Below are 19,725 nucleotides of genomic sequence, written 5' to 3' on the forward strand. Positions count from 1 at the left end.
CCTTACAGCATGACCCGACGGAAGTCGGCCAGCAGTTGCGCGAGATAGACGTTGAAGCGGGTCGCCAGCGCGCCGTCGATGACACGGTGGTCGGCGGTCAGCGACATCGGCAGGGTCAGGCGCGGCACGAATTGCTTGCCGTCCCACACCGGCTTCATTACGGACTTGTTGACGCCCAGGATCGCGACTTCCGGCGCATTGACGATGGGCGCGAAGTAGGTGCCGCCGATGCCGCCCAACGAGGAGATCGTGAAGCACGCACCCGACATGTCGGCCGGGCCGAGCTTGCCGTCGCGCGCCTTCTTCGCCAGTTCGCCGGTTTCCGCGGCGATCTCGAACACGCTCTTCTTGTCGGCGTTCTTCACCACCGGCACGACCAGGCCGTTCGGGGTGTCGGCCGCGAAGGCGATATTGAAGTACTTCTTGTAGACCAGATTGTCGCCGTCGAGCGAGGTGTTGAACTCGGGGAATTCCTGCAGCGCACGCACCGAGGCCTTGATGATGAAGGCGAGCATCGTGAGCTTCCTGCCCGACTTCTCGTTTTCCTTGTTCATCAGAACGCGGAAGGCTTCGAGGTCGGTGATATCGGCGTCTTCGTGATAGGTCACGGCCGGGATCATTGCCCAGTTGCGGGCGAGGTTCTGGCCGGAGATCTTCTTGATGCGCGACAGCGGCTTGGATTCGACTTCACCGAACTTGGAGAAATCGACCTTCGGCCAGGGCAGCAGGTCGAGCCCGCCACCCAGGCTGCCAACCGCGGCGGCTGCCACGGCCTTGCCCGGGACGACGCCGGTCTGCATCGCACCCTTGACGAAGGCGGTGACGTCTTCCTTCAGGACGCGGCCCTTCGGACCGGTCGCCTTCACCTGCGCGAGATCGACACCGAGTTCGCGGGAGTAGGCGCGCACCGACGGGCTGGCGTGCACCTTGCCGCCGAGGGTGACGGCGGACGGCGCTGCGACAGCGGCCGGAGCGGAGAGCGCCGACTGGCTGAAGGCGGCCGTCGAAGCGGCCGGTGTCGCCTGGACGGCGGTGGTTCCGGCAGCGGCGGGGGCTGCAGGGGCGGCCGGAGCAGCCGCCGCGGCGGCCGGGGCTGCGCCTGCGCCTTCGACGACGATCAGCACGCTGCCCATCGACACCTTGTCGCCGAGCTTGACCTTCACTTCCTTGACGACGCCGGCGGCGGACGAGGGCACATCCATCGTCGCCTTGTCGGATTCGAGCGTCGCGATCGCGTCGTCGACCTTGATGGTGTCGCCGACCTTCACGAAGAGCTCGATCACCGGGACGGAATCGAAATCGCCTATGTCCGGTACGGCGACTTCGATCGGGCCGGATGCGGCCGGCGCAGCAGCAGGCGCGGGGGCCGGAGCGGCAGCTGCCGGCGCCGGAGAGGCGGCAGCTGCCGGCGCTGCAGCGGTCGTGGCACCGGTGTCTGCCGAGGCGGCTGCAGACTCGACCTTGATCAGCACGCTGCCTTCGCCGACCTTGTCGCCGAGGCCGACCAGCACTTCCTTGACGATGCCGGCCGCGGACGAGGGCACGTCCATCGTCGCCTTGTCCGATTCCAGTGTCGCGATAGCGTCGTCGACCTTGATGGTGTCGCCGACCTTTACGAACAGTTCGATGACCGGTACTTCGGAGAAATCGCCGATGTCCGGGACTTTCACTTCAATGATCTGGCTCATGTTCTTGTCTCCCTCGCTCTCTTAGACGCTCATCGGGTTGGGCTTGCTGGGATCGAGGTTGTACTTAAGCAGTGCGGCGGCGACCTTGTCGCGCTCGATCAGGCCGTCGTCGGCGAGTGCCTTCAGAGCAGCGACGGTGACCCAGTGGCGATCGACTTCGAAGAAGTGGCGCAGTTTTTCCCGCGTATCCGAACGACCGAAGCCGTCGGTGCCCAGCGTCGCGTAGGTGCGCTTGACGAAGGGGCGGATCTGCTCGGAGAACATGCGGATGTAGTCGGTCGCAGCGATGACCGGGCCGGTCGTGTCCTTGAGGCACTTCTCGACGTGCGACAGGCGCGGCGCTTCCATCGGGTGCAGCATGCTCCAGCGCTCTGCGTCCTGGCCGTCGCGGGCCAGTTCGTTGAAGCTCGGGCAGCCCCAGATGTCGGCTTCGACGCCCCAGTCGTTCTTCAGCAGGTCGGCCGCGGCGATGACTTCGCGGAAGATCGTGCCGGAGCCCAGCAGCTGCACGCGCAGCTTTCCTTCGCTACCCTTACGGAACGCGTACATGCCCTTGATGATGTCGGCTTCCGCGCCGGCAGGCATCTCGGGATGTTCGTAGTTCTCGTTCATCACCGTGATGTAGTAGTACACGTCCTGCTGCTCGGCGAACATGCGGCGCATGCCGTCCTGGACGATCACGGCGACTTCGTACTGGAAGGTCGGGTCGTAGCTGACGCAGTTCGGGATCATGTTGGCGAGGACCAGGCTGTGGCCGTCCTCGTGCTGCAGGCCTTCGCCGTTCAGCGTCGTGCGGCCGGCGGTACCGCCGATCAGGAAGCCGCGGGTACGCTGGTCGGCTGCCGCCCAGCACAAGTCCATCGTGCGCTGCAGGCCGAACATCGAATAGAAGATGTAGAACGGCACCATCTGCACGCCGTGCACCGAGTAGGCAGTGCCGGCGGCGATCCAGTCGGCCATCGCACCGGCTTCGTTGATGCCTTCCTGCAGCACCTGGCCGGTCTTCGATTCCTTGTAGAACATCAGCTGGTCATGGTCTTCCGGCACGTAGTTCTGGCCTTGCTGGTTCCAGATGCCGTACTGGCGGAACATGCCTTCCATGCCGAAGGTACGCGACTCGTCCGGCACGATCGGCACGATGTGGCGGCCGATCTGCTTGTCCTTGAGCAGCGTGTTCATGATGCGCACGATCGCCATCGTCGTCGACAGCTCGCGGCCTTCACCCGACGCCTTCAGCAGCGCGGAAAAGTGGTCGAGCGCCGGCACGGCCAGCGGATCGGCCTTGCGGCGGCGCTGCGGCAGGAAGCCGCCCAGCGACACGCGGCGCTCCATCATGTACTTGTATTCGGGCGAATCCTCGGCGAACTTCAGGTAGGGCAGTTCGGCAAGCTTGTCGTCCGGCACGGGGATGCCGAAGCGGTCGCGGAAGCGGCGGATCGCCTCTTCGTCGAGCTTCTTCTGCTGGTGCGAGATGTTCATCGCCTCGCCCGCCTGGCCCATGCCGAAGCCCTTGACGGTCTTGGCGAGGATCAGCGTCGGCTGGCCCTTGTGCTCGACGGCGGCCTTGTAGGCCGAGAAGATCTTGAACAGGTCGTGGCCGCCGCGGTTCAGTTGCCAGACTTCGTCGTCGGTCCAGTCGGCGACCATCGCCTTCAGTTCCGGCGTGTTGAAGAAGTGCTCGCGCACGTAGGCGCCGTTCTTCGCCTTGAAGGTCTGGTACTCGCCGTCGACCGCTTCCATCATGCGCTTCTTCAGCAGGCCCTGGGTGTCGCGGGCGAGCAGGGCATCCCAATGCGTGCCCCACACCAGCTTGATGACATTCCAGCCGGCGCCGCGGAATTCGGCTTCCAGTTCCTGGATGATCTTGCCGTTGCCGCGCACCGGGCCGTCCAGGCGCTGCAGGTTGCAGTTGATGACGAAGACCAGGTTGTCGAGCTTTTCACGCGCGGCCATGCCGATCGCGCCCAGCGACTCGACCTCGTCGGTCTCGCCGTCGCCCAGGAAGGCCCAGACCTTGCGGTCCTGCGCCTTGGCCATGTCGCGGCTGTCCATGTACTTCATGAAGCGTGCGGCGTAGATCGCGCACAGGGGGCCGAGGCCCATCGACACCGTCGGGAACTGCCAGAAGTCCGGCATCAGCCAGGGGTGCGGGTAGGACGAGATGCCCTTGCCGCCGGTTTCCTGGCGGAAGCCGTCCATCTGGTCTTCGGTGAGGCGGCCGAGCATATAGGCGCGCGCATAGACGCCGGGGACCGAGTGGCCCTGGAAGAAGATCAGGTCGCCGCCGTGGTTCTCCGACGGAGCACGCCAGAAGTGCGAGAAACCCACGTCGTAGAGGGCTGCAGCGGACGCGAAGGAGGCGATGTGGCCACCGACGTTGGTGTGCTTGTTCGCGCGCACGACCATCGCCATGGCGTTCCAGCGGATGTACGAATGGAGCTTGATCTCCATGTCCGGGTTGCCCGGGTACTTCGGCTGCTGGCTCGCGGGGATGGTGTTGATGTACTGGGTCGTCGCCGAGTAGGGGATGTCGATGCCTTCCTCACGGCCGGCTTCGATCAGCTTTTCGATCAGGAAATGTGCGCGGTCCTGGCCTTCATTGGCGACGACGGCCTGAAGTGCGTCGAGCCATTCCTGGGTTTCAACCGTGTCCGGGTCCGTCTGCAGCGTTACGTTGGGTGTCGCGGCCATGCTCTGTCTCCTTGTGTTGAGCTTCGCGGTTTGGCGAATCCGCCCTTGCGAGGTGATTGGGGTCGAATCCGTAAGACGCCGGTCGAGGTCGTCGAGCAGCATTTTTCGCATTCTAAAACGAGATTTCAGGATGTGCAATAACTCGGAGCGCTCGTTTCGGGTATGAACTCCGGCATGGAAACGGGTACGCGGAAAGCACGGCACAAGTCGCGCCGCGAACGGCATCGGGCGCGTTCGGGGCGGTCGGGAGCGGGGCGGGAGCTGCGGGGAAAAACCGGTTCGCCCGGGCGGGCGCGGGAAAAAAATCGGCCGGGAGAAAGGGAGGGAGAGGAAGATCTCCCGGCCGATTCGGAAAACTGACTACTGCGGGGCTAGCGGCCCGATGCCCTGCGACGGTCGTCATCGTAGGCAAACACCACGCGCCCGTCGCGTACCTCGCCCATGAAAATATCATGGACGCTGGTGATCGTCTCGTGGCGGTCCTTCGAAAAGGGGGTGCGATACGTCATGATCACGCCCTCGATCTTCTCGTTCAGGTTTTCCAGCGCCTCGCGGATGCGGTCGCCATCGGTGGTGCCGGCCTGGCGGATCGCTGCGGCGAGCAGAAGAAGCGAATCATACCCCTGCGCGGCTGCAGGGGGGACGGGAATGCGTTCGCTGCCGGTCGCCGCGCGCCACGCCTCGAGGAAGGCCTGGCGTCGCGGGCTCGTCGGTTCCGGTATGAATGTCTGCGGCATGCGTGCGCCTTCGGCGTTGGGGCCGGCGTTGTCGATGAAGTTCGACATCGCCAGCGTCCAGCTCCCGATCAGTGGCACGCGCCAGTTGATGCGCGCCATGCCGTTGGCGATCTGCGCGAGTTCCGGTCCGATGCCGTAGGTCAGGATCGCCTCCGCGCCGGCGTCGCGCGCACGGCGCAGCGGCATGGTCATGTCGGTCTGCTGGAGATTGAAGCGCTCGACGACGACCGCTTTCAGGTTGCGCTCTGCGAGCGTGCGTTCGAGGTCCTCGCGTCCGAGCTGGCCGTAGTTGGTGGCGTCGTGGAAGATCGCGACGTGTTTCAGCCCGCGCCGCTCGACCGCTTCGGTGACGATCATCGCCGCCTGTAGCGTGTCGTTCGCCGAGACGCGGAAGACGAAATTGTCCGGATGTTGCGGGGGCAGGAATTGCCGGGTCACGATCGAGCCCGTGGCGACCGAGGTGACCACCGGGATGCGCGCCTCCTGGTAGAAGCGCTGGCTCGCGAGGGCGACGCCGGTGTTGGCGATGCCCAGCCCGGCGACGACGCGCTGTCGGGTGATGAGTTCCTGCACGACCTGCGCGCCGCGCTCGTTGCGCGCCTCGTCGTCGCGCTCCACCAGTTCGATCGGGCGCCCCAGCACGCCGCCTCGCGCATTCACCTCGGCGGCGGCGATGCGGATGCCCTCGCGCATGGATATCCCCATCGGGCTGGAGCCGCCCGTGAACGGCCCGGACACCCCGATGCGTACGGGGTCGGCCGCCAGCGCGGGTACGGTAAGGAGATACAGCAGTGCAAGGATCAGGCGCAGCACGCGGACATCTCATGTCAGGTGGGGAAGGCCAACAATGTACGTGCGGGGCCGATCCTGCTGAATTGGCGAAAACCCTCAGCGTCCGGCGGCGCGAGGATTTAGGGGAAAACCCGACTGACGCCTGAACGCCGTCGCCATGACAATTGCAGCGGACCCGGCCGCTTGCGCAGGTGCGCGTGTTGGCGGTCCGTTGTCCGATCCTGCCGCCTGCTCCACATCCCGATGCCCGACTTCGTCGACCCCGCCGACCCCGCTGAATCCGGCCGCCTTGCGCGGACCCGCCTGTACTGGACCGCCCCATATGTAGCGGTGGGCATCTTCGCGCTCACGATGCTGGGTCTGGTGTGGCTGCTCCAGCTGCGCGACGCCGAAACGCAGCGCAACGCCGTCGCCCGCGACGTGCAGTGGGCGGAGCAGACGATGCGCCTGCACATGCAGGGCACGGAAGAGTTCCTGAACCAGCTCGCACGCGACCTGGCCGTGTCGGCGCTCGACCAGAACGGCTTTCAGGTGCGCGCCAACCAGCACATCGCCAACAACGGCGAACTGGTGAACGTCGTCTGGGTCGGCCCGGAAGAGCTTGTGCGCTGGACCGCGCCCTTCGATACCACCGACTGGCTGACGGGCGATGCGCTGTCGCGCGTGCAGGCGGCGACCCTGTACCGGGCCCGGGACACCGGGCATGCGACCTATGGCGAGGCCTACCAGACGCCGGGCAAGCGCCACGTGCTGGACGTGTTCGTGCCCGTGCGGCACGGGCGTGAGTTCCTCGGTGCGATCGTTGGTGTGTACTCGATCGAGCGCGTGCTGCAGTACCTCGTGCCCAGCTGGTTCGGCGAGAAATACCACCTCGCGCTGATCGGCCCGCAGGGCGAGACGCTGGCGGTGAACTCCAGCGTCGTGGACCTCGACCAGTCGATCTCGTATTCCATTCCTCTCGATCCGCCCGGCACCGGCCTCGTGCTGCGCGCCACCGCCTTCCGCACGCCGAGCCAGCTGCCGCAGGCCCTGCCGACGGCGATGATCATCGGCCTGTCCGTGATCGTGCTGTGGAGCCTGTGGCTGCTGCGCTCCCACGTGCAGCGGCGCGTGCGCGTCGAGAAGGAGCGCGACCGGCTGTTCAACCTGTCGCTCGACCTGCTGTGCATCGTCGGCCTCGACGGCGTGTTCCGCCGCGCGAACCCTGCGTTCGAGCGCATTCTCGGCTACCTGCCGGACGAGCTGCCCGGGTGGCCGCTGCTCGATCTCGTGCATGCCGACGACGTGCCCTTTGCGGTCGAGCAATTGCGCCGCCTCGCGGACGGCCAACCGGTGAGTTTCGAGATCCGCTGTCGCTGTGCGGACGGCAGCTTCCGCTGGCTCGAATGGAGCATCAACCCGGTGCGCGAGGAAAAGCTGGTGTATGCCGTCGCGCACGACATCACCGGCCGCAAGGCGGGCGAGGAGGCGCTGCGGGCGGAGTCGGCCTTCCGCAAGGCGATGGAAGAGTCGGTGATGACCGGCATGCGCGCGATCGACCTCACGGGCCGGATCATCTATGTGAACTCCGCCTTCTGCCGCATGGTCGGCTTCGAGCAGGACGAGCTCCTTGGCGCGACGCGCCCCTTCCCGTACTGGGCGCCGGAGGAACTCGAGCTGTGCAGCCACAACCTCGACCTGACCCTGCTGGGACGTGCGCCCCCGAGCGGTTTCGAGATGCACATCCGGCGCAAGAACGGCGAGCGCCTCGACGCGCGCTTCTACCTCTCGCCGCTGATCGACGCCAACGGCGTGCAGACCGGCTGGATGGCCTCGGTCACCGACATCACCGAACCCAAGCGCGTCCGCGCCGCGCTCGAGGCGGCGCACGAGCGCTTCGAGGCGGTGCTGGACGGTCTCGAAGCCGCGGTGTTCGTCGCCGATGCGCGCACCGACGAGATCCTGTTCGCCAACCGCGCGTTCAAGAGCATCCACGGCTTCGATGCCGTGGGCCGGACGGTGCGCGGCGTCGCCGTGCCGCAGCCGGAACGTGGCGATTACCCGGTCGATCCGCGCGGCCTGACTGCTGCCGACTTGCCGCGCGAGCTGTTCGACGGCGAACTGCAGCATCCGCTTTCCGGCCGTTGGTACCACGTGCGCGAGCACGCGACACGCTGGGTGGACGGGCGCGTCGTGCGCATGGGCATCGCGACCGACATCACCGAGCGCAAGCAGACGGCCGAAGTTTCGCGCCAGCAGGCCGAGCGCCTGCAGCGCACCTCGCGCCTGATCACGATGGGCGAGATGGCGTCCACGCTCGCGCACGAACTCAACCAGCCGCTGTCGGCCATTGCCAACTATTGCATGGGCTGCGTGACGCGCATCCAGTCCGGCAGCGCGCGCGAGGAGGACCTGCTGGCGGCGATGCAGAAGGCGAGCTTCCAGGCCGAGCGCGCCGGCAAGATCATCCGCCGCATCCGCGAGTTCGTGAAGAAGAGCGAGCCGCGCCGTAGCGCCGTGCAGATTGCCGACGTGCTCGACGATGCGATCGGCTTTGCCGAGATCGACGCGCGGCGCATGAGTTCGCGCATCGTGTCGGAGGTCACCCCCGAACTGCCGGCGGTATTCGCGGACCGCATCATGATCGAGCAGGTCGTCCTGAACCTGATCAAGAACGGTATCGACGCGATGGCCGACCTGCCGTCGGAACAGCGCGTGCTGACGGTGCGCGCGTGCGCGCTGGGGCCGAGGGCGGTGGAAGTCGCCGTGATCGACCGCGGCCACGGCATCGGCGAGGAGGAGCGCGGCCACCTGTTCACGCCCTTCTATACGACCAAGTCGGAAGGCATGGGCATGGGCCTCAACATCTGCCGCTCCATCATCGAATTTCATGACGGACGGCTGATTGTGGACTCCAATCCGGAAGGGGGTACCATCTTCTCATTCACTTTGCCCACCGAGATCGCCAGTGACCGCACCGTCCGCCGTAGCTGAACAATGCATCTACATCGTCGATGACGACGAAGCCCTGCGCGATTCGCTCGTGTGGCTGCTCGAATCGAGCGGACATTGCGTGCGGGCATGGGAATCCGCCGAAAGCTTCCTGCGCGACTACCTGCCGGCGATGACGGGCTGCCTCGTGCTCGACGTGCGCATGCCCGGCATGAGCGGGCTGGAACTCTTCGAGGAGCTCAAGCGCCGCCACTTCACGCTGCCGGTGATTTTCATCACCGGTCATGGCGACGTGCCGATGGCAGTATCTGCAGTGAAAAAGGGCGCCGTCGATTTCATCGAGAAGCCGTTCAGCGAGCGCGACATGCTCGAGCTGATTTCGGAATGCCTCGCAGCCGAGCAGCAGAACCGCGACAAGCGGCAGCTCGAGGCGGAGACCGCACGGCGCCTGACGCACCTGACGCAGCGCGAGCGGGAGGTGCTCGATCTCATCATCGCGGGCAAGCTCAACAAGCAGATTGCCGATGTCCTCGGTATCAGCATCAAGACGGTGGAAGTGCACCGGGCGCGGGTGATGGAGAAAATGGAGGCCAACTCGCTGGCCGAACTCGTGCAGAACGTGCTCGCGGCGCCCGGAGGTGGCAGCCGCTGACGGATTGCAGCCTGTTGGAGGAGAGGGAATCATGAGCGTCGGGAAGTGTCTGGTTGCGGCCCTCGTCCTCGGGTGCATGGCACCGGCCATCGCTGCGCCCGACCGACCGGCGGAGCAACTGGTCCGCGAGCGTTGCCGCAAGTGCCACGGCACGAACGGCCTCAGCGGCGAGGCCGAGTTTCCCAAGCTTGCGGGTCAGGACGTCGAGTACCTCACCCGGCAGATGGCCAACTTCAAGACCGGCGTGCGCACCAGCAAGCGCATGAAGCAGCGCGTCGAAGACCTCTCCGGCGGTGAAATGCGCGCACTGGCCGAATATTTCAGCGCAAAGCCGATGGTCCCGGAGCAGGGCGCCGATCCGGCGCAGGTCGACATCGGCCGCCACATCTACTATTCCGGCATCCCCGCAAAAGGCGTCACGGCCTGCACGACCTGTCACGGTCCGCAGGGCCGTGGCGCGATGTACCTGCCGCGCCTTGCGGGCCAGCACGCGCAGTATCTTGCGACGCAATTGCGGGCCTTCCGCGAGCATTCGCGCACCTCGCCCAACATGGTCATGCACACGGTGGTGGAGAACATCGCCGACGCGGAGATCGAGGCGGTCGCGAAGTTTCTCAGCGTGATGGAGTGAAAACCGTCGGCGGGCTTGTCGCCGACCGCTTTTGTTCATCGTCGTGGCTCAAGTTAGGGTACGTACACCCGTTAATGGAGCTTATTAAATGAATATTTGCAGCCATTAAAATTAGAGGGGATAACTTGTGCCGAATCTTTACAGTCTGAGTGTGGGATTCCGCCTGCGGCTCATCGTGGTTGTGGCGTTCATGCTGTTCGCGGCGGTGATGGCCCAGGCCGTGGTGTCTTCCCGGGGGGCGATGGAAGGAGAGCGCAAGGGAAGTGTGCAGCACGCGGTCGAGTCCGTGCATGGGACGCTCGAGTATTTCCACAAGCGCGAAACCTCCGGCGAAATGAGCCGTGAGGACGCGCAGACCGCCGCGAAAGCGGCAATCAAGGGGCTGCGCCACGGCGAGGGTGAATACTTCTTCATCACGGACATGCACCCCCATACCCTGATGCATCCGATCAAGCCTGAGCTCGACGGGCGGGACATGACCAATGTTGCCGACCCCAAGGGCAAGCGCCTGTTCGTCGAGTTCGTCGAGGTCGTGCGCAAGGATGGAGCCGGTTTCGTCGACTACCTCTGGCCCAAACCGGGCGAAAGCGAGCCGCAGCCGAAGATCTCATACGTCAAGGCTTTTGCTCCCTGGGGCTGGATCCTCGGAACCGGTGTCTATGTTAATGACATGGATCGGGTGTTCTGGCGACAGACGATGCAGACCCTGGCCTTTGCCGGCCTTGCGGCACTGCTGCTGGTCCTGGTGTCGTGGCGCATCGGTCGCGGCATACTGCGCCAGCTCGGTGGCGAGCCCTCGGAGCTGCAGCGCATCGCCGCGCGTATCGCCGAGCGCGACCTGACTTCGCACGTCAAGGTGAAGGAGGGCGATTCGCGCAGCATCACCTATGCGATGGACCAGATGCAGTCGCGGCTGGCGGAGGTGATCCGGCGCGTGCGCGACAATGCCCACGACGTCACCGACGCCGTGCGCCAGGCGGCCGATGCCGGGCAGGCGATCCACGACGCAGCGCTGCATCAAACCGAAGTGGCCGGCAGCACTGCCGCCGCCATCGAGCAGATGGCCGTGAGCATCGCCCACGTGTCCGAGAACACCGACGAGGCGCGCGGCAATTCGCAGCACACCGCGGAGGTCGCGCAACGCGGCGAGGATCTTGCCCGTGACGCCTCGGAAGGCATCGCCCAGATATCGGAGACGGTGACTAGCGCGGCGAAGCAGATCCAGGTGCTGCGCGACCGTTCCGGCGAAATCGGCGAGATCGCCAACGTGATCCGCGAAATCTCCGACCAGACCAACCTGCTCGCGCTCAACGCCGCGATCGAGGCCGCCCGTGCGGGCGAACAGGGGCGCGGCTTCGCCGTCGTCGCCGACGAAGTGCGCAAGCTTGCCGAGCGCACCGGCGCGGCCACGGCGCAGATCTCGCAGGTGATCCAGTCCGTGAAGGCCGAGACCGAAAGCGCGGTGGCGAGCATCGAGCAGATCGTGCCCAAGGTCGATTCCGGCGCACGCCGCTCCCAGCAGGCGGCCGATGCGCTGCGCGAGATCCGCGAAGGCGCGCGCGACACGCTCGGGCGCCTCGAAGACGTCGTCTCGTCGATGAAGGAGCTCACCGCGGCGAGCAATAGCGTCGCCACCAACATGCAGGAAGTCGCGCAGATGGCCGAACGCAGCAGCAGCGAAATCCGCAGCAGCACCGAATCGACCGAGAAGCTCAGACACAGCGCCGAGGCGCTCGAAGCCCTCACCGCAGGCTTCCGCGTCGACTGAGCGACTCCCTTTCAATGCGGGGCATTTTGCCCCGTTTGATCCTGGTCAATAGGGCAAAGTTGACCGATCGGTAAACTTTGCTCTCTCCGATTCACCTCATCCAGGGTCATCCCATGCCTGCCACTCAGACCGTTCCCGCGGCTGCCCGCATGTTCCTCTCCGGCAACGACGCGGTCGCGCGTGCCGTCTGGGAAGCGGGCACCCGTGTCGCCGCCGCCTATCCGGGCACCCCGTCGACCGAGATCCTCGAAGTCCTGTCGCGCTATGCCGGCCTGCACACGGAATGGTCGGTAAACGAGAAGGTCGCGATGGAAGTGGCCCTCGGTGCCTCGATGGTCGGTGCGCGCGCGTTCTGCGCGATGAAGCACGTGGGCCTCAACGTCGCCTCCGACGCGCTGATGACGATGACCGTCACCGGCACCGAAGGCGGTCTGGTGATCGCGGTCGCCGACGATGTCGGCATGTCCTCATCGCAGAACGAGCAGGATTCGCGCTACTGGGGTCGCTTCGCGCACGTGCCGGTGCTCGAGCCCGCCGACTCGCAGGAAGCCTACGCGATGACGCTCGCCGCCTTCGAGCTGTCCGAACGCCTGAAGAGCCCGGTGATCCTGCGCCTGACGACGCGCATCTGCCACGTCAAGGGCGTGGTGCAGACCGGCGAGCGCGTCGAGGTCGAACCCAAGGGCTTCGTCAAGGATCCGCGCCACTGGGTCATGGTGCCCGGCAACGCCAAGCCGCGCCTGCCCTCGATGTTCGAACGCGAGGCCGTCGCGCGTGCCGAGGCGGAAGCCTCGCCGCTCAACTTCCGGATCGAAGGGAGCGACCGCCGCATCGGCTTCGTCACCTCCGGCCCCACCTTCATGCATGTGCGCGACGCCTTCCCCGATGCGCCGGTGTTCAAGCTCGGCCTCTCCTGTCCGCCGCCGCTCGAAAGCCTGCGGCGCTTCGCCGCCACGGTCGACACCGTCCTGGTCGTCGAGGAGACCGAGCCGCTGCTCGAAACCGAGATGAAGGCCGCCGGCATCGCCTGCCACGGCAAGGACGTGCTGCCGCGCATCGGCGAGCTCGCGCCCGACGTGCTGGAACCCGCGGTCAGGCGACTGCGCGGCGAGGCCGTGCCCGAGCCGGAGCATGTCCCGGCGCAACAGGTCTTCCCGCGCCCGCCGACGATGTGCGTCGCGTGCCCGCACCTGGGCGTGTATTACACGCTGTCGCAGATGCGCAACGTCATCATTTCCGGCGACATCGGCTGCTACACGCTGGGCGCCGGCCACCCGTGGAATGCGCTCGACACCTGCATCTCGATGGGGGCGTCGATGGGCACCGCGCTGGGCATGGACAAGGGCCGCGGCAAGGCGGACGAGAACAAGAAGGTCGTCGCGGTGATCGGCGACTCCACCTTCATGCACATGGGCATGCAGGGCCTGCTCGACATCACCTGGAACCGCGGCAACGTCACCGTGCTGCTGCTCGACAACCGCGCCGTCGGCATGACCGGCGGCCAGGACAACCCCGGCACCGGGCGCGACATCCACGGCGAGGAAACCGCGCGTGTCGATTTCGCCAAGCTGTGCGAGGCGCTCGGCGTGAAGAAGGAGCGCATCCACGTCCTCGATCCCTACGAGCTGCCGGTGCTGTTCAAGGCGCTGCGCGAGGAAACGAAGATCGAGGAGCCCTCGGTCATCATCACCAACCGCCCCTGTGTGCTGATCGACCACTACGAGCCGGCCACGTCCTACACGGTCGAGGAGGACCGCTGCACCGGCTGCGGCAACTGCGTCGAAGTCGGCTGCCCGGCCATCCACGTCACGCGCCGCGACAAGGTGGTCAAGGCCTCCGGCAAGGAAGTCGATCTCTCCTTCGTGCGCATCGAAACCTCGGCCTGCACCGGCTGCGGCCTGTGCGTGCAGCCTTGCGCGCCCGAGGCCATCGTGCACGCCCGGCCCGTGCAATCGGTCCAGTCCGTCCAGTTCGTCAGGAAGTGAGCGCCTCCATGTCCAAGATCACCAATATCCTCGTGTGCGGCGTCGGCGGCCAGGGCGTCATGACGGCCACCGAGATCCTCGCCGAAGCGGCCATCTCGCTCGGCTTCGACGTGAAGAAGACCGAAGTCGCCGGCATGAGCCAGCGCGGCGGAGTCGTGACCTCGCACCTGCGTTTCGGCGATGTCGTCCTGTCGCCGCAGATCGCCCCGGGCGAGGCGGATCTGATGATCGGCTTCGAATCCGCCGAAGCGCTGCGCTGGAGCCACATGCTGCGCCCGGACGGTGTCGCGCTGGTGAACTCGGGGCGCATCGTGCCGCCGGTCGTCAATCTCGGGCTGTTCGACTATCCCGAAGATCCCGTATCGCAGATGCGCGCACTGGGACTGACGGTGCATGCGTTCGATGCCAGCTCGCTCGCGATCGAACTGGGCAACATCCGTCTCGGCAACACCGTCATGCTGGGCGCCTGCGCCGACAGGCTCCCCTTCCCGGCAGAAGTCCTGCGCGACGCCGTGCTGGCCCGCTTCGGCACGCGCAAGCCGCAGCTCGTCGAGGCGAACCGCGAGGCCTTCGAGGCAGGGCGGCGCGCGGTCGCGGGTGAGGCACTCGCCGCGTCGTAATAGTCCGGCAAGAAAACACCGTTCGGGCTGAACCTGTGAACTGCAGTCGTGCGACTACGCTGCGTCCTACGCATAGGTCTCGCACAAGCCCCTGATCCTGCGATAAAATGCTCGGTTTTTCATCAGGGCATTTCTTCCATGACTGCTCGCATCATCGACGGCAACGCCCTCTCGGCGCGCGTACGCGGCGAAATTGCCGACCGCGCGGCAACGCTCAGTGCGCAGGGGGTGCAGCCCTGCCTCGCAGTGATCCTCGTCGGCGACAATCCGGCTTCCGCCGTATACGTCCGCAACAAGGTGTCCGGCTGCGAAAAGGCCGGCATCCGCTCGCTGCGCTACGATTTTCCGGCCGATGTCGCCGCCGCCGAAGTCATGGCGAAGATCGCCGCACTCAACGCCGACCCCGCCGTGCACGGCATCCTCGTGCAACTGCCGCTGCCCAAGCAGTTCAACGAGGCGGAAGTGCTTGAGGCGATCAGCGTCGAGAAGGACGTCGACGGCTTCCACGCCGAGAACGTCGGGCGCCTGTCGCAGGGCCAGGAAGCCTTCCTGCCGTGCACGCCGCATGGCGTCATGAAGATGCTCGAGGCCGAGAACGTGCCGGTGCAGGGTGCCGAAGCCGTCATCATCGGCCGCTCGAACATCGTCGGCAAGCCGATGGCGATGCTGCTCACGAATGCCGGCGCGACCGTCACCGTCACCCACTCGAAGACGCGCGATCTCGCCTTCCACACCCGCCGCGCCGACATCCTCGTCGCCGCGATCGGCAAGCCGCGCTTCGTTACCGGCGACATGATCAAGCCCGGTGCCGTCGTCATCGACGTCGGCATCAACCGCCTGACCGAAGGGCCGGACGCCGGCAAGCTGTGCGGCGACGTCGATTTCGCATCCGCGAAGGAAGTCGCGTCGGCGATCACCCCGGTGCCCGGCGGCGTCGGGCCGATGACCATCACCATGCTGCTCGCGAACACCGTAGAGTCGGCCGAACGCGCGCTGCGCAGGAAAAGTTGATACATGAGCCCGGCAAACGAAAAACCCCTGGTCGGCATCATCATGGGCTCGAATTCCGACTGGCCCACGATGCAGGCCGCGGCAAAGATCCTCAAGGAGTTCGGCGTCCCCTACGAGGCGCGTGTCGTCTCCGCCCACCGCACTCCGGACCTGATGTTCGCGTATGCGGACACCGCCCGCAGCCGCGGGCTGAAGGCCATCATCGCCGGCGCCGGCGGTGCCGCGCACCTGCCGGGCATGGTCGCGGCCAAGACCACCGTGCCGGTGCTCGGCGTGCCGGTGCAGTCGAAGGCGCTGTCCGGCCAGGACTCGCTGCTCTCCATCGTGCAGATGCCCAAGGGCATCCCCGTGGCGACCTTCGCGATCGGCGAGGCGGGCGCGGCGAACGCGGGCCTCTTCGCGGTCGCGCTGCTCGCCAACGAGGACGCTGCGCTGGCCAGGAAGCTCGAGGAATTCCGCACCCGCCAGACCCAGACGGTGCTCGACATGACCCTGGATGAACAATGATCCTGCCTCCCGCGACCCTGGGAATGCTCGGTGGCGGCCAACTTGGCCGCTTCTTCGTTTCTGCCGCCCACGAAATGGGCTACAAGGTGTGGGTGCTCGACCCTGATCCGAACAGCCCCGCGGGGCTGATCGCCGACCACCACATCGTCTCTGCCTACGACGACTACACCGCGCTCGACGAACTGGCGAACGGCTGTGCAGCCATCACGACGGAATTCGAAAACGTTCCGGCCACGACGCTCGACTACCTTGCCAAGTTCGTTCCCGTGCACCCGTCGGCGAGCGCCGTCGCCGTGTGCCAGAACCGCGTCGCCGAAAAGTCCTTCCTAGCGGACAACGGTCTGCCGCATGGCCCCTTCGCGGCCATTCGCTGCGAGGAGAACCTGCGCACCGCCGACGAGTCGCTGTTTCCGGCGGTCCTCAAGGTCGCCCGCTTCGGCTACGACGGCAAGGGGCAGGCGCGCGTTGCCAACCGCGACGAGGCGCTGCACGCCTTCCACCAGTTCGGCGGCGAATCGTGCGTGCTCGAGAAGATGCTCAAGCTCGACAGCGAGATGTCGGTCGTGCTCGCGCGCGACGAAGCCGGCAACGTGCGCTGCTTCCCGGCTGGCGAGAACAGCCACCGGCACGGCATCCTCGACGTCACGATCATGCCGGCGCGCATCGAGCCGGTGCTGGCCGCGCGCGCGCGCGACGTGGCGCAGGCCATCGCGGAGCGCCTCGACTACGTCGGCACGCTGGGCGTCGAATTCTTCGTCTGCGGTGGTCAGCTCGTCGTCAACGAGATGGCGCCGCGGCCGCACAACAGCGGTCACCACACCATCGATGCCTGCGTCACCAGCCAGTACGAACAGCAGGTCAAGGCGCTGTGCGGACTTCCGCTCGGCGAACCGCGCGCCCACAGCGCCGCGGTGATGGTGAACCTGCTCGGCGAGCTGTGGTACGACGCGGACGACAACTACCGCGAACCGGACTGGTCGGTCCTGCAGGCCGTGCCCAACCTGCGCGTGCATCTGTATGCCAAGCACCACGCGCGTCCGGGTCGCAAGATGGGGCACTTCACCGTCATCGGCGAGAACGCGGAGCAGGTTCTCGCCACCGCGCTGCAGGCGCGCGCGGCGATTGGCATCCGCGATGACGGGCACTGATCCGGCGCTGCAACCGGCCGCAGACGACATCCGGCGCGCCGCCGAACTGCTGCGCGCCGGCGAACTCGTCGGCATGCCGACCGAAACGGTTTACGGGCTTGCCGCCGACGCCCTGAACGTCGAGGCCGTCGGCAAGATCTTCAGCGCCAAGGGGCGGCCGGCCGACCACCCGCTGATCGTCCATCTCCCCGACGCCGGCCACCTCACGCGCTGGGCGCGCGCGATCCCGAAAGAGGCGATCGCCCTTGCGAACGCCTTCTGGCCCGGTCCGATGACCCTGATCCTGAAACGCGAGGAGGGCGTCCCCGACGCCGTCACCGGCGGGCAGGACACGGTCGGCCTGCGCGTGCCGGATCACCCCGTCGCACTCGCCCTGCTGCGCGCATTCGATTCCGGCATCGCCGCGCCGTCCGCCAACCGCTTCGGCCGCATCAGCCCCACCACCGCCGCTCACGTGCGCGAGGAACTGGGCGACAAGGTCGCGCTCGTCCTCGACGGCGGTCCCTGCCAGGTCGGCATCGAATCGACCATCCTGGACCTGTCGCGCGACGCCCCGGTGATCCTGCGCCCCGGCGCGATTTCCGCTGACGACATCGCCCGCGTCATCGGCCGCCGGCCGGCGACGCGCACCGCGCATGCGGAGGAGGGCGCTGCCGCGGCCGAGTCCGAGCAGCCGCGCGTCTCCGGCTCGCTCGCCGCGCACTACGCACCGCGCACGCCGCTGCAGCTCATCCCTGCCGCCCGTCTGGTCGAGGAAGCCGCCACCCTCGCCGGCGAAGGCAGCCGCGTCGCCGTCCTCGCACGAACCTGTCCGGATCCCAGGGACGCCCGCCTGACCTGGCACAACGCCCCGGCGGACCCCTCCGGCTTCGCGCACGAGCTCTACGCCAACCTGCGCGAGCTCGACGCCTGCGGCGCCGATTTCATCGTCGTCGAGGCGCTCCCGGACACGCCGGAGTGGCACGCGATCGCCGACCGCCTCGGCCGCGCCGCCGTCGGCTCGGGCGACGGCAGCGTGCCGGTCGACGAGCACGATGAAACCTGACTGAAAATCATCCTTCCAAAAGCGGAAAACCCCGGCTATAATTCGCCGCTCTTGGGCCGATAGCTCAGCTGGGAGAGCGCTGCGTTCGCAATGCAGAGGTCGAGGGTTCGATCCCCTTTCGGTCCACCAGAATTTAGTAGTAAAAACAGCGCATTACACCTTGAAGTGTGATGCGCTGTTTTGCATTTGGAAGGCAGTTTTTTGCGGTGTTGTGTCACCTACATCCGCAGCATCCGCGCCACACCGGCCGGCGGTCGGTCACTGCCCGCTACCCTTCGGGTAGAACGGCTCGATCTCGGCCACCAGCGCCAACCTCGGGATCACTTCGCTCTCGCCGAGGAAGCGGTCGCGCCGCGTCTGCTGCTTCCCTGCAGCGTACTCCAAGTCGGAAAAACAGGCGTGATTACCGAAACGGATGCATGCCGCGAGTACGTCACGCCCCGGCTGGTCGGGCAGACTGGGGTACTGCACCCCATGTGATCCGCGAGCAGCGCAGCTTCACCAAGGGCCGCATCGCGCTCCTCAAGCGCTCAAGTTCCTGCGCCGCACGCCGTGGGCACGCGAACGGGTGGAGGCACTGTATATTGACATGTTGCGCGCCGCCTCCGGGTCGGCGGCTGAGACTGATGGCAAGGCGCCGAGGATAGGACCCGACACATGAAGACCCCGAGCAGAATCGAACCGCTGGTGGCCGACGGCCTCGTGGACCACGTCATGCGTCAGCTCATGAGCGGCAAGGAAGCCATGGTCTATGTCGTGCAGTGCGGCGATACGGTGCGCTGCGCCAAGGTGTACAAGGAAGCCAACAAACGCGGCTTCCACAAGGCCGCCGACTACACCGAAGGGCGCAAGATCAAGAACAGCCGCCAGGCGCGTGCGATGGCCAAGGGCTCGCGCTACGGGCGGCAGGAACAGGAAGCCGCGTGGCAGCATGCGGAGGTCGATGCGCTGCGCCTGCTCGCCGCAGCGGGGGTGCGCGTGCCCACGCCGTACGACTTTCACGAGGGCGTGCTGCTGATGGAGCTGGTGACCGACGAGGACGGCGAGCCGGCACCGCGGTTGAACGACGTTGCGCTGAGCGAGGAGGATGCGCGGCGTTACCACGCGGACCTCGTGCGCCAGGTCGTGCGCATGCTGTGCGCCGGTATCGTGCATGGGGATCTGTCCGAATACAACGTGCTGGTCGATCGCGACGGGCCGGTGATCATCGATCTGCCGCAGGCCGTCGACGCTGCGGCCAACAACAATGCGCGGGCCATGCTCGAGCGCGACGTCGACAACCTCGCCGCCTATTTCGGCCAGTTCGCCCCGGATCTGCGCGACACGGATTACGGGAAGGAGATCTGGTCGCTGTACGAATCCGGCAAGCTCCAGCCCGAGAGTCCGCTCACCGGGGTCTTCAGGGCGGATGCGGGACATGCCGATGTGGAGGAAGTCATGCAGATCATCGATGCGGCGCGCAAGGAAGAGGCCGCGCGCCAGGCGGGCAGGGCGGCGCTTGCCGGCGCCTGAGCCGCAA

At 66.3% G+C, this 19,725-nt stretch carries 15 protein-coding genes, 1 tRNA gene and 1 pseudogene; 13 read left to right on the forward strand and 4 right to left on the reverse strand.

Annotated elements, in window-relative coordinates:
- Positions 1 to 2: 2 nt before the first annotated feature.
- The 3 genes from aceF to F464_RS0113270 form a co-directional block, all read right to left on the reverse strand.
- Positions 3 to 1,688, reverse strand: coding sequence for a dihydrolipoyllysine-residue acetyltransferase (gene aceF / locus F464_RS0113260; RefSeq protein WP_018990310.1), 1,686 nt, complete (start codon positions 1,686 to 1,688; stop codon positions 3 to 5).
- Positions 1,689 to 1,709: 21 nt separating this feature from the next.
- A complete protein-coding gene (gene aceE / locus F464_RS0113265) occupies positions 1,710 to 4,379 on the reverse strand; it encodes a pyruvate dehydrogenase (acetyl-transferring), homodimeric type (protein ID WP_018990311.1) in 2,670 nt (889 codons plus the stop codon).
- Positions 4,380 to 4,750: 371 nt separating this feature from the next.
- Positions 4,751 to 5,929: an ABC transporter substrate-binding protein gene (locus tag F464_RS0113270; protein ID WP_018990312.1), complete on the reverse strand. Its 1,179-nt coding sequence runs from the start codon at positions 5,927 to 5,929 to the stop codon at positions 4,751 to 4,753.
- A gap of 222 nt (positions 5,930 to 6,151) precedes the next feature.
- Between F464_RS0113270 and F464_RS0113275 the strand changes: the two genes are divergently transcribed.
- The 11 genes from F464_RS0113275 (at position 6,152) to F464_RS0113325 (ending at position 18,335) form a co-directional block, all read left to right on the forward strand.
- The gene (locus F464_RS0113275; RefSeq protein ID WP_018990313.1) at positions 6,152 to 8,881 is read left to right on the forward strand and encodes a PAS domain S-box protein; all 2,730 of its coding nucleotides are present in this window, start codon (positions 6,152 to 6,154) and stop codon (positions 8,879 to 8,881) included.
- Positions 8,856 to 9,491, forward strand: coding sequence for a response regulator transcription factor (locus F464_RS0113280; RefSeq protein ID WP_018990314.1), 636 nt, complete (start codon positions 8,856 to 8,858; stop codon positions 9,489 to 9,491). Before F464_RS0113275 ends, F464_RS0113280 begins: the two co-directional genes overlap by 26 nt.
- Positions 9,492 to 9,522: 31 nt before the next feature.
- Positions 9,523 to 10,122: a c-type cytochrome gene (locus F464_RS0113285; RefSeq protein WP_018990315.1), complete on the forward strand. Its 600-nt coding sequence runs from the start codon at positions 9,523 to 9,525 to the stop codon at positions 10,120 to 10,122.
- Between the two features lie 127 nt (positions 10,123 to 10,249).
- Positions 10,250 to 11,890 carry a methyl-accepting chemotaxis protein gene (locus F464_RS0113290; RefSeq protein ID WP_026295973.1) on the forward strand — a complete coding sequence of 547 codons (1,641 nt, stop codon included), beginning with the start codon at positions 10,250 to 10,252 and terminating at the stop codon, positions 11,888 to 11,890.
- Between the two features lie 113 nt (positions 11,891 to 12,003).
- Positions 12,004 to 13,875, forward strand: a complete 1,872-nt coding sequence (locus F464_RS0113295) for a thiamine pyrophosphate-dependent enzyme (RefSeq protein ID WP_026295974.1) — start codon at positions 12,004 to 12,006, stop codon at positions 13,873 to 13,875.
- Positions 13,876 to 13,883: 8 nt separating this feature from the next.
- Positions 13,884 to 14,495 (forward strand): indolepyruvate oxidoreductase subunit beta, encoded by a 612-nt coding sequence (locus tag F464_RS0113300; RefSeq protein WP_018990318.1) that lies wholly within the window; start codon positions 13,884 to 13,886, stop codon positions 14,493 to 14,495.
- A gap of 138 nt (positions 14,496 to 14,633) precedes the next feature.
- The gene (gene folD / locus F464_RS0113305; RefSeq protein WP_018990319.1) at positions 14,634 to 15,506 is read left to right on the forward strand and encodes a bifunctional methylenetetrahydrofolate dehydrogenase/methenyltetrahydrofolate cyclohydrolase FolD; all 873 of its coding nucleotides are present in this window, start codon (positions 14,634 to 14,636) and stop codon (positions 15,504 to 15,506) included.
- Positions 15,507 to 15,509: 3 nt separating this feature from the next.
- Positions 15,510 to 16,013 carry a 5-(carboxyamino)imidazole ribonucleotide mutase gene (purE, locus tag F464_RS0113310; RefSeq protein ID WP_018990320.1) on the forward strand — a complete coding sequence of 168 codons (504 nt, stop codon included), beginning with the start codon at positions 15,510 to 15,512 and terminating at the stop codon, positions 16,011 to 16,013.
- Complete coding sequence (locus F464_RS0113315; protein ID WP_018990321.1) at positions 16,010 to 17,161, forward strand: 5-(carboxyamino)imidazole ribonucleotide synthase; 1,152 nt, start codon at positions 16,010 to 16,012, stop codon at positions 17,159 to 17,161. The genes purE and F464_RS0113315 overlap by 4 nt, the downstream gene beginning before the upstream one ends.
- Positions 17,148 to 18,206, forward strand: a complete 1,059-nt coding sequence (locus tag F464_RS0113320) for an L-threonylcarbamoyladenylate synthase (protein WP_018990322.1) — start codon at positions 17,148 to 17,150, stop codon at positions 18,204 to 18,206. Before F464_RS0113315 ends, F464_RS0113320 begins: the two co-directional genes overlap by 14 nt.
- A 53-nt stretch (positions 18,207 to 18,259) precedes the next feature.
- Positions 18,260 to 18,335, forward strand: a tRNA-Ala gene (locus F464_RS0113325).
- A gap of 92 nt (positions 18,336 to 18,427) precedes the next feature.
- Here the strand turns inward: F464_RS0113325 and F464_RS0113330 are convergent.
- A pseudogene (locus tag F464_RS0113330) lies at positions 18,428 to 18,623 on the reverse strand (hypothetical protein); the annotation flags it as partial.
- Between F464_RS0113330 and F464_RS30950 the strand changes: the two are divergent.
- A complete protein-coding gene (locus tag F464_RS30950; protein ID WP_157353768.1) occupies positions 18,622 to 18,867 on the forward strand; it encodes a VF530 family DNA-binding protein in 246 nt (81 codons plus the stop codon). The pseudogene F464_RS0113330 and the gene F464_RS30950 overlap by 2 nt on opposite strands.
- A complete protein-coding gene (locus F464_RS0113335; protein WP_018990324.1) occupies positions 18,864 to 19,718 on the forward strand; it encodes a PA4780 family RIO1-like protein kinase in 855 nt (284 codons plus the stop codon). The genes F464_RS30950 and F464_RS0113335 overlap by 4 nt, the downstream gene beginning before the upstream one ends.
- Positions 19,719 to 19,725: the final 7 nt, after the last annotated feature.

It is taken from the genome of Aromatoleum toluclasticum ATCC 700605, from assembly GCF_000378245.1.
Classification (GTDB): domain Bacteria; phylum Pseudomonadota; class Gammaproteobacteria; order Burkholderiales; family Rhodocyclaceae; genus Aromatoleum; species Aromatoleum toluclasticum.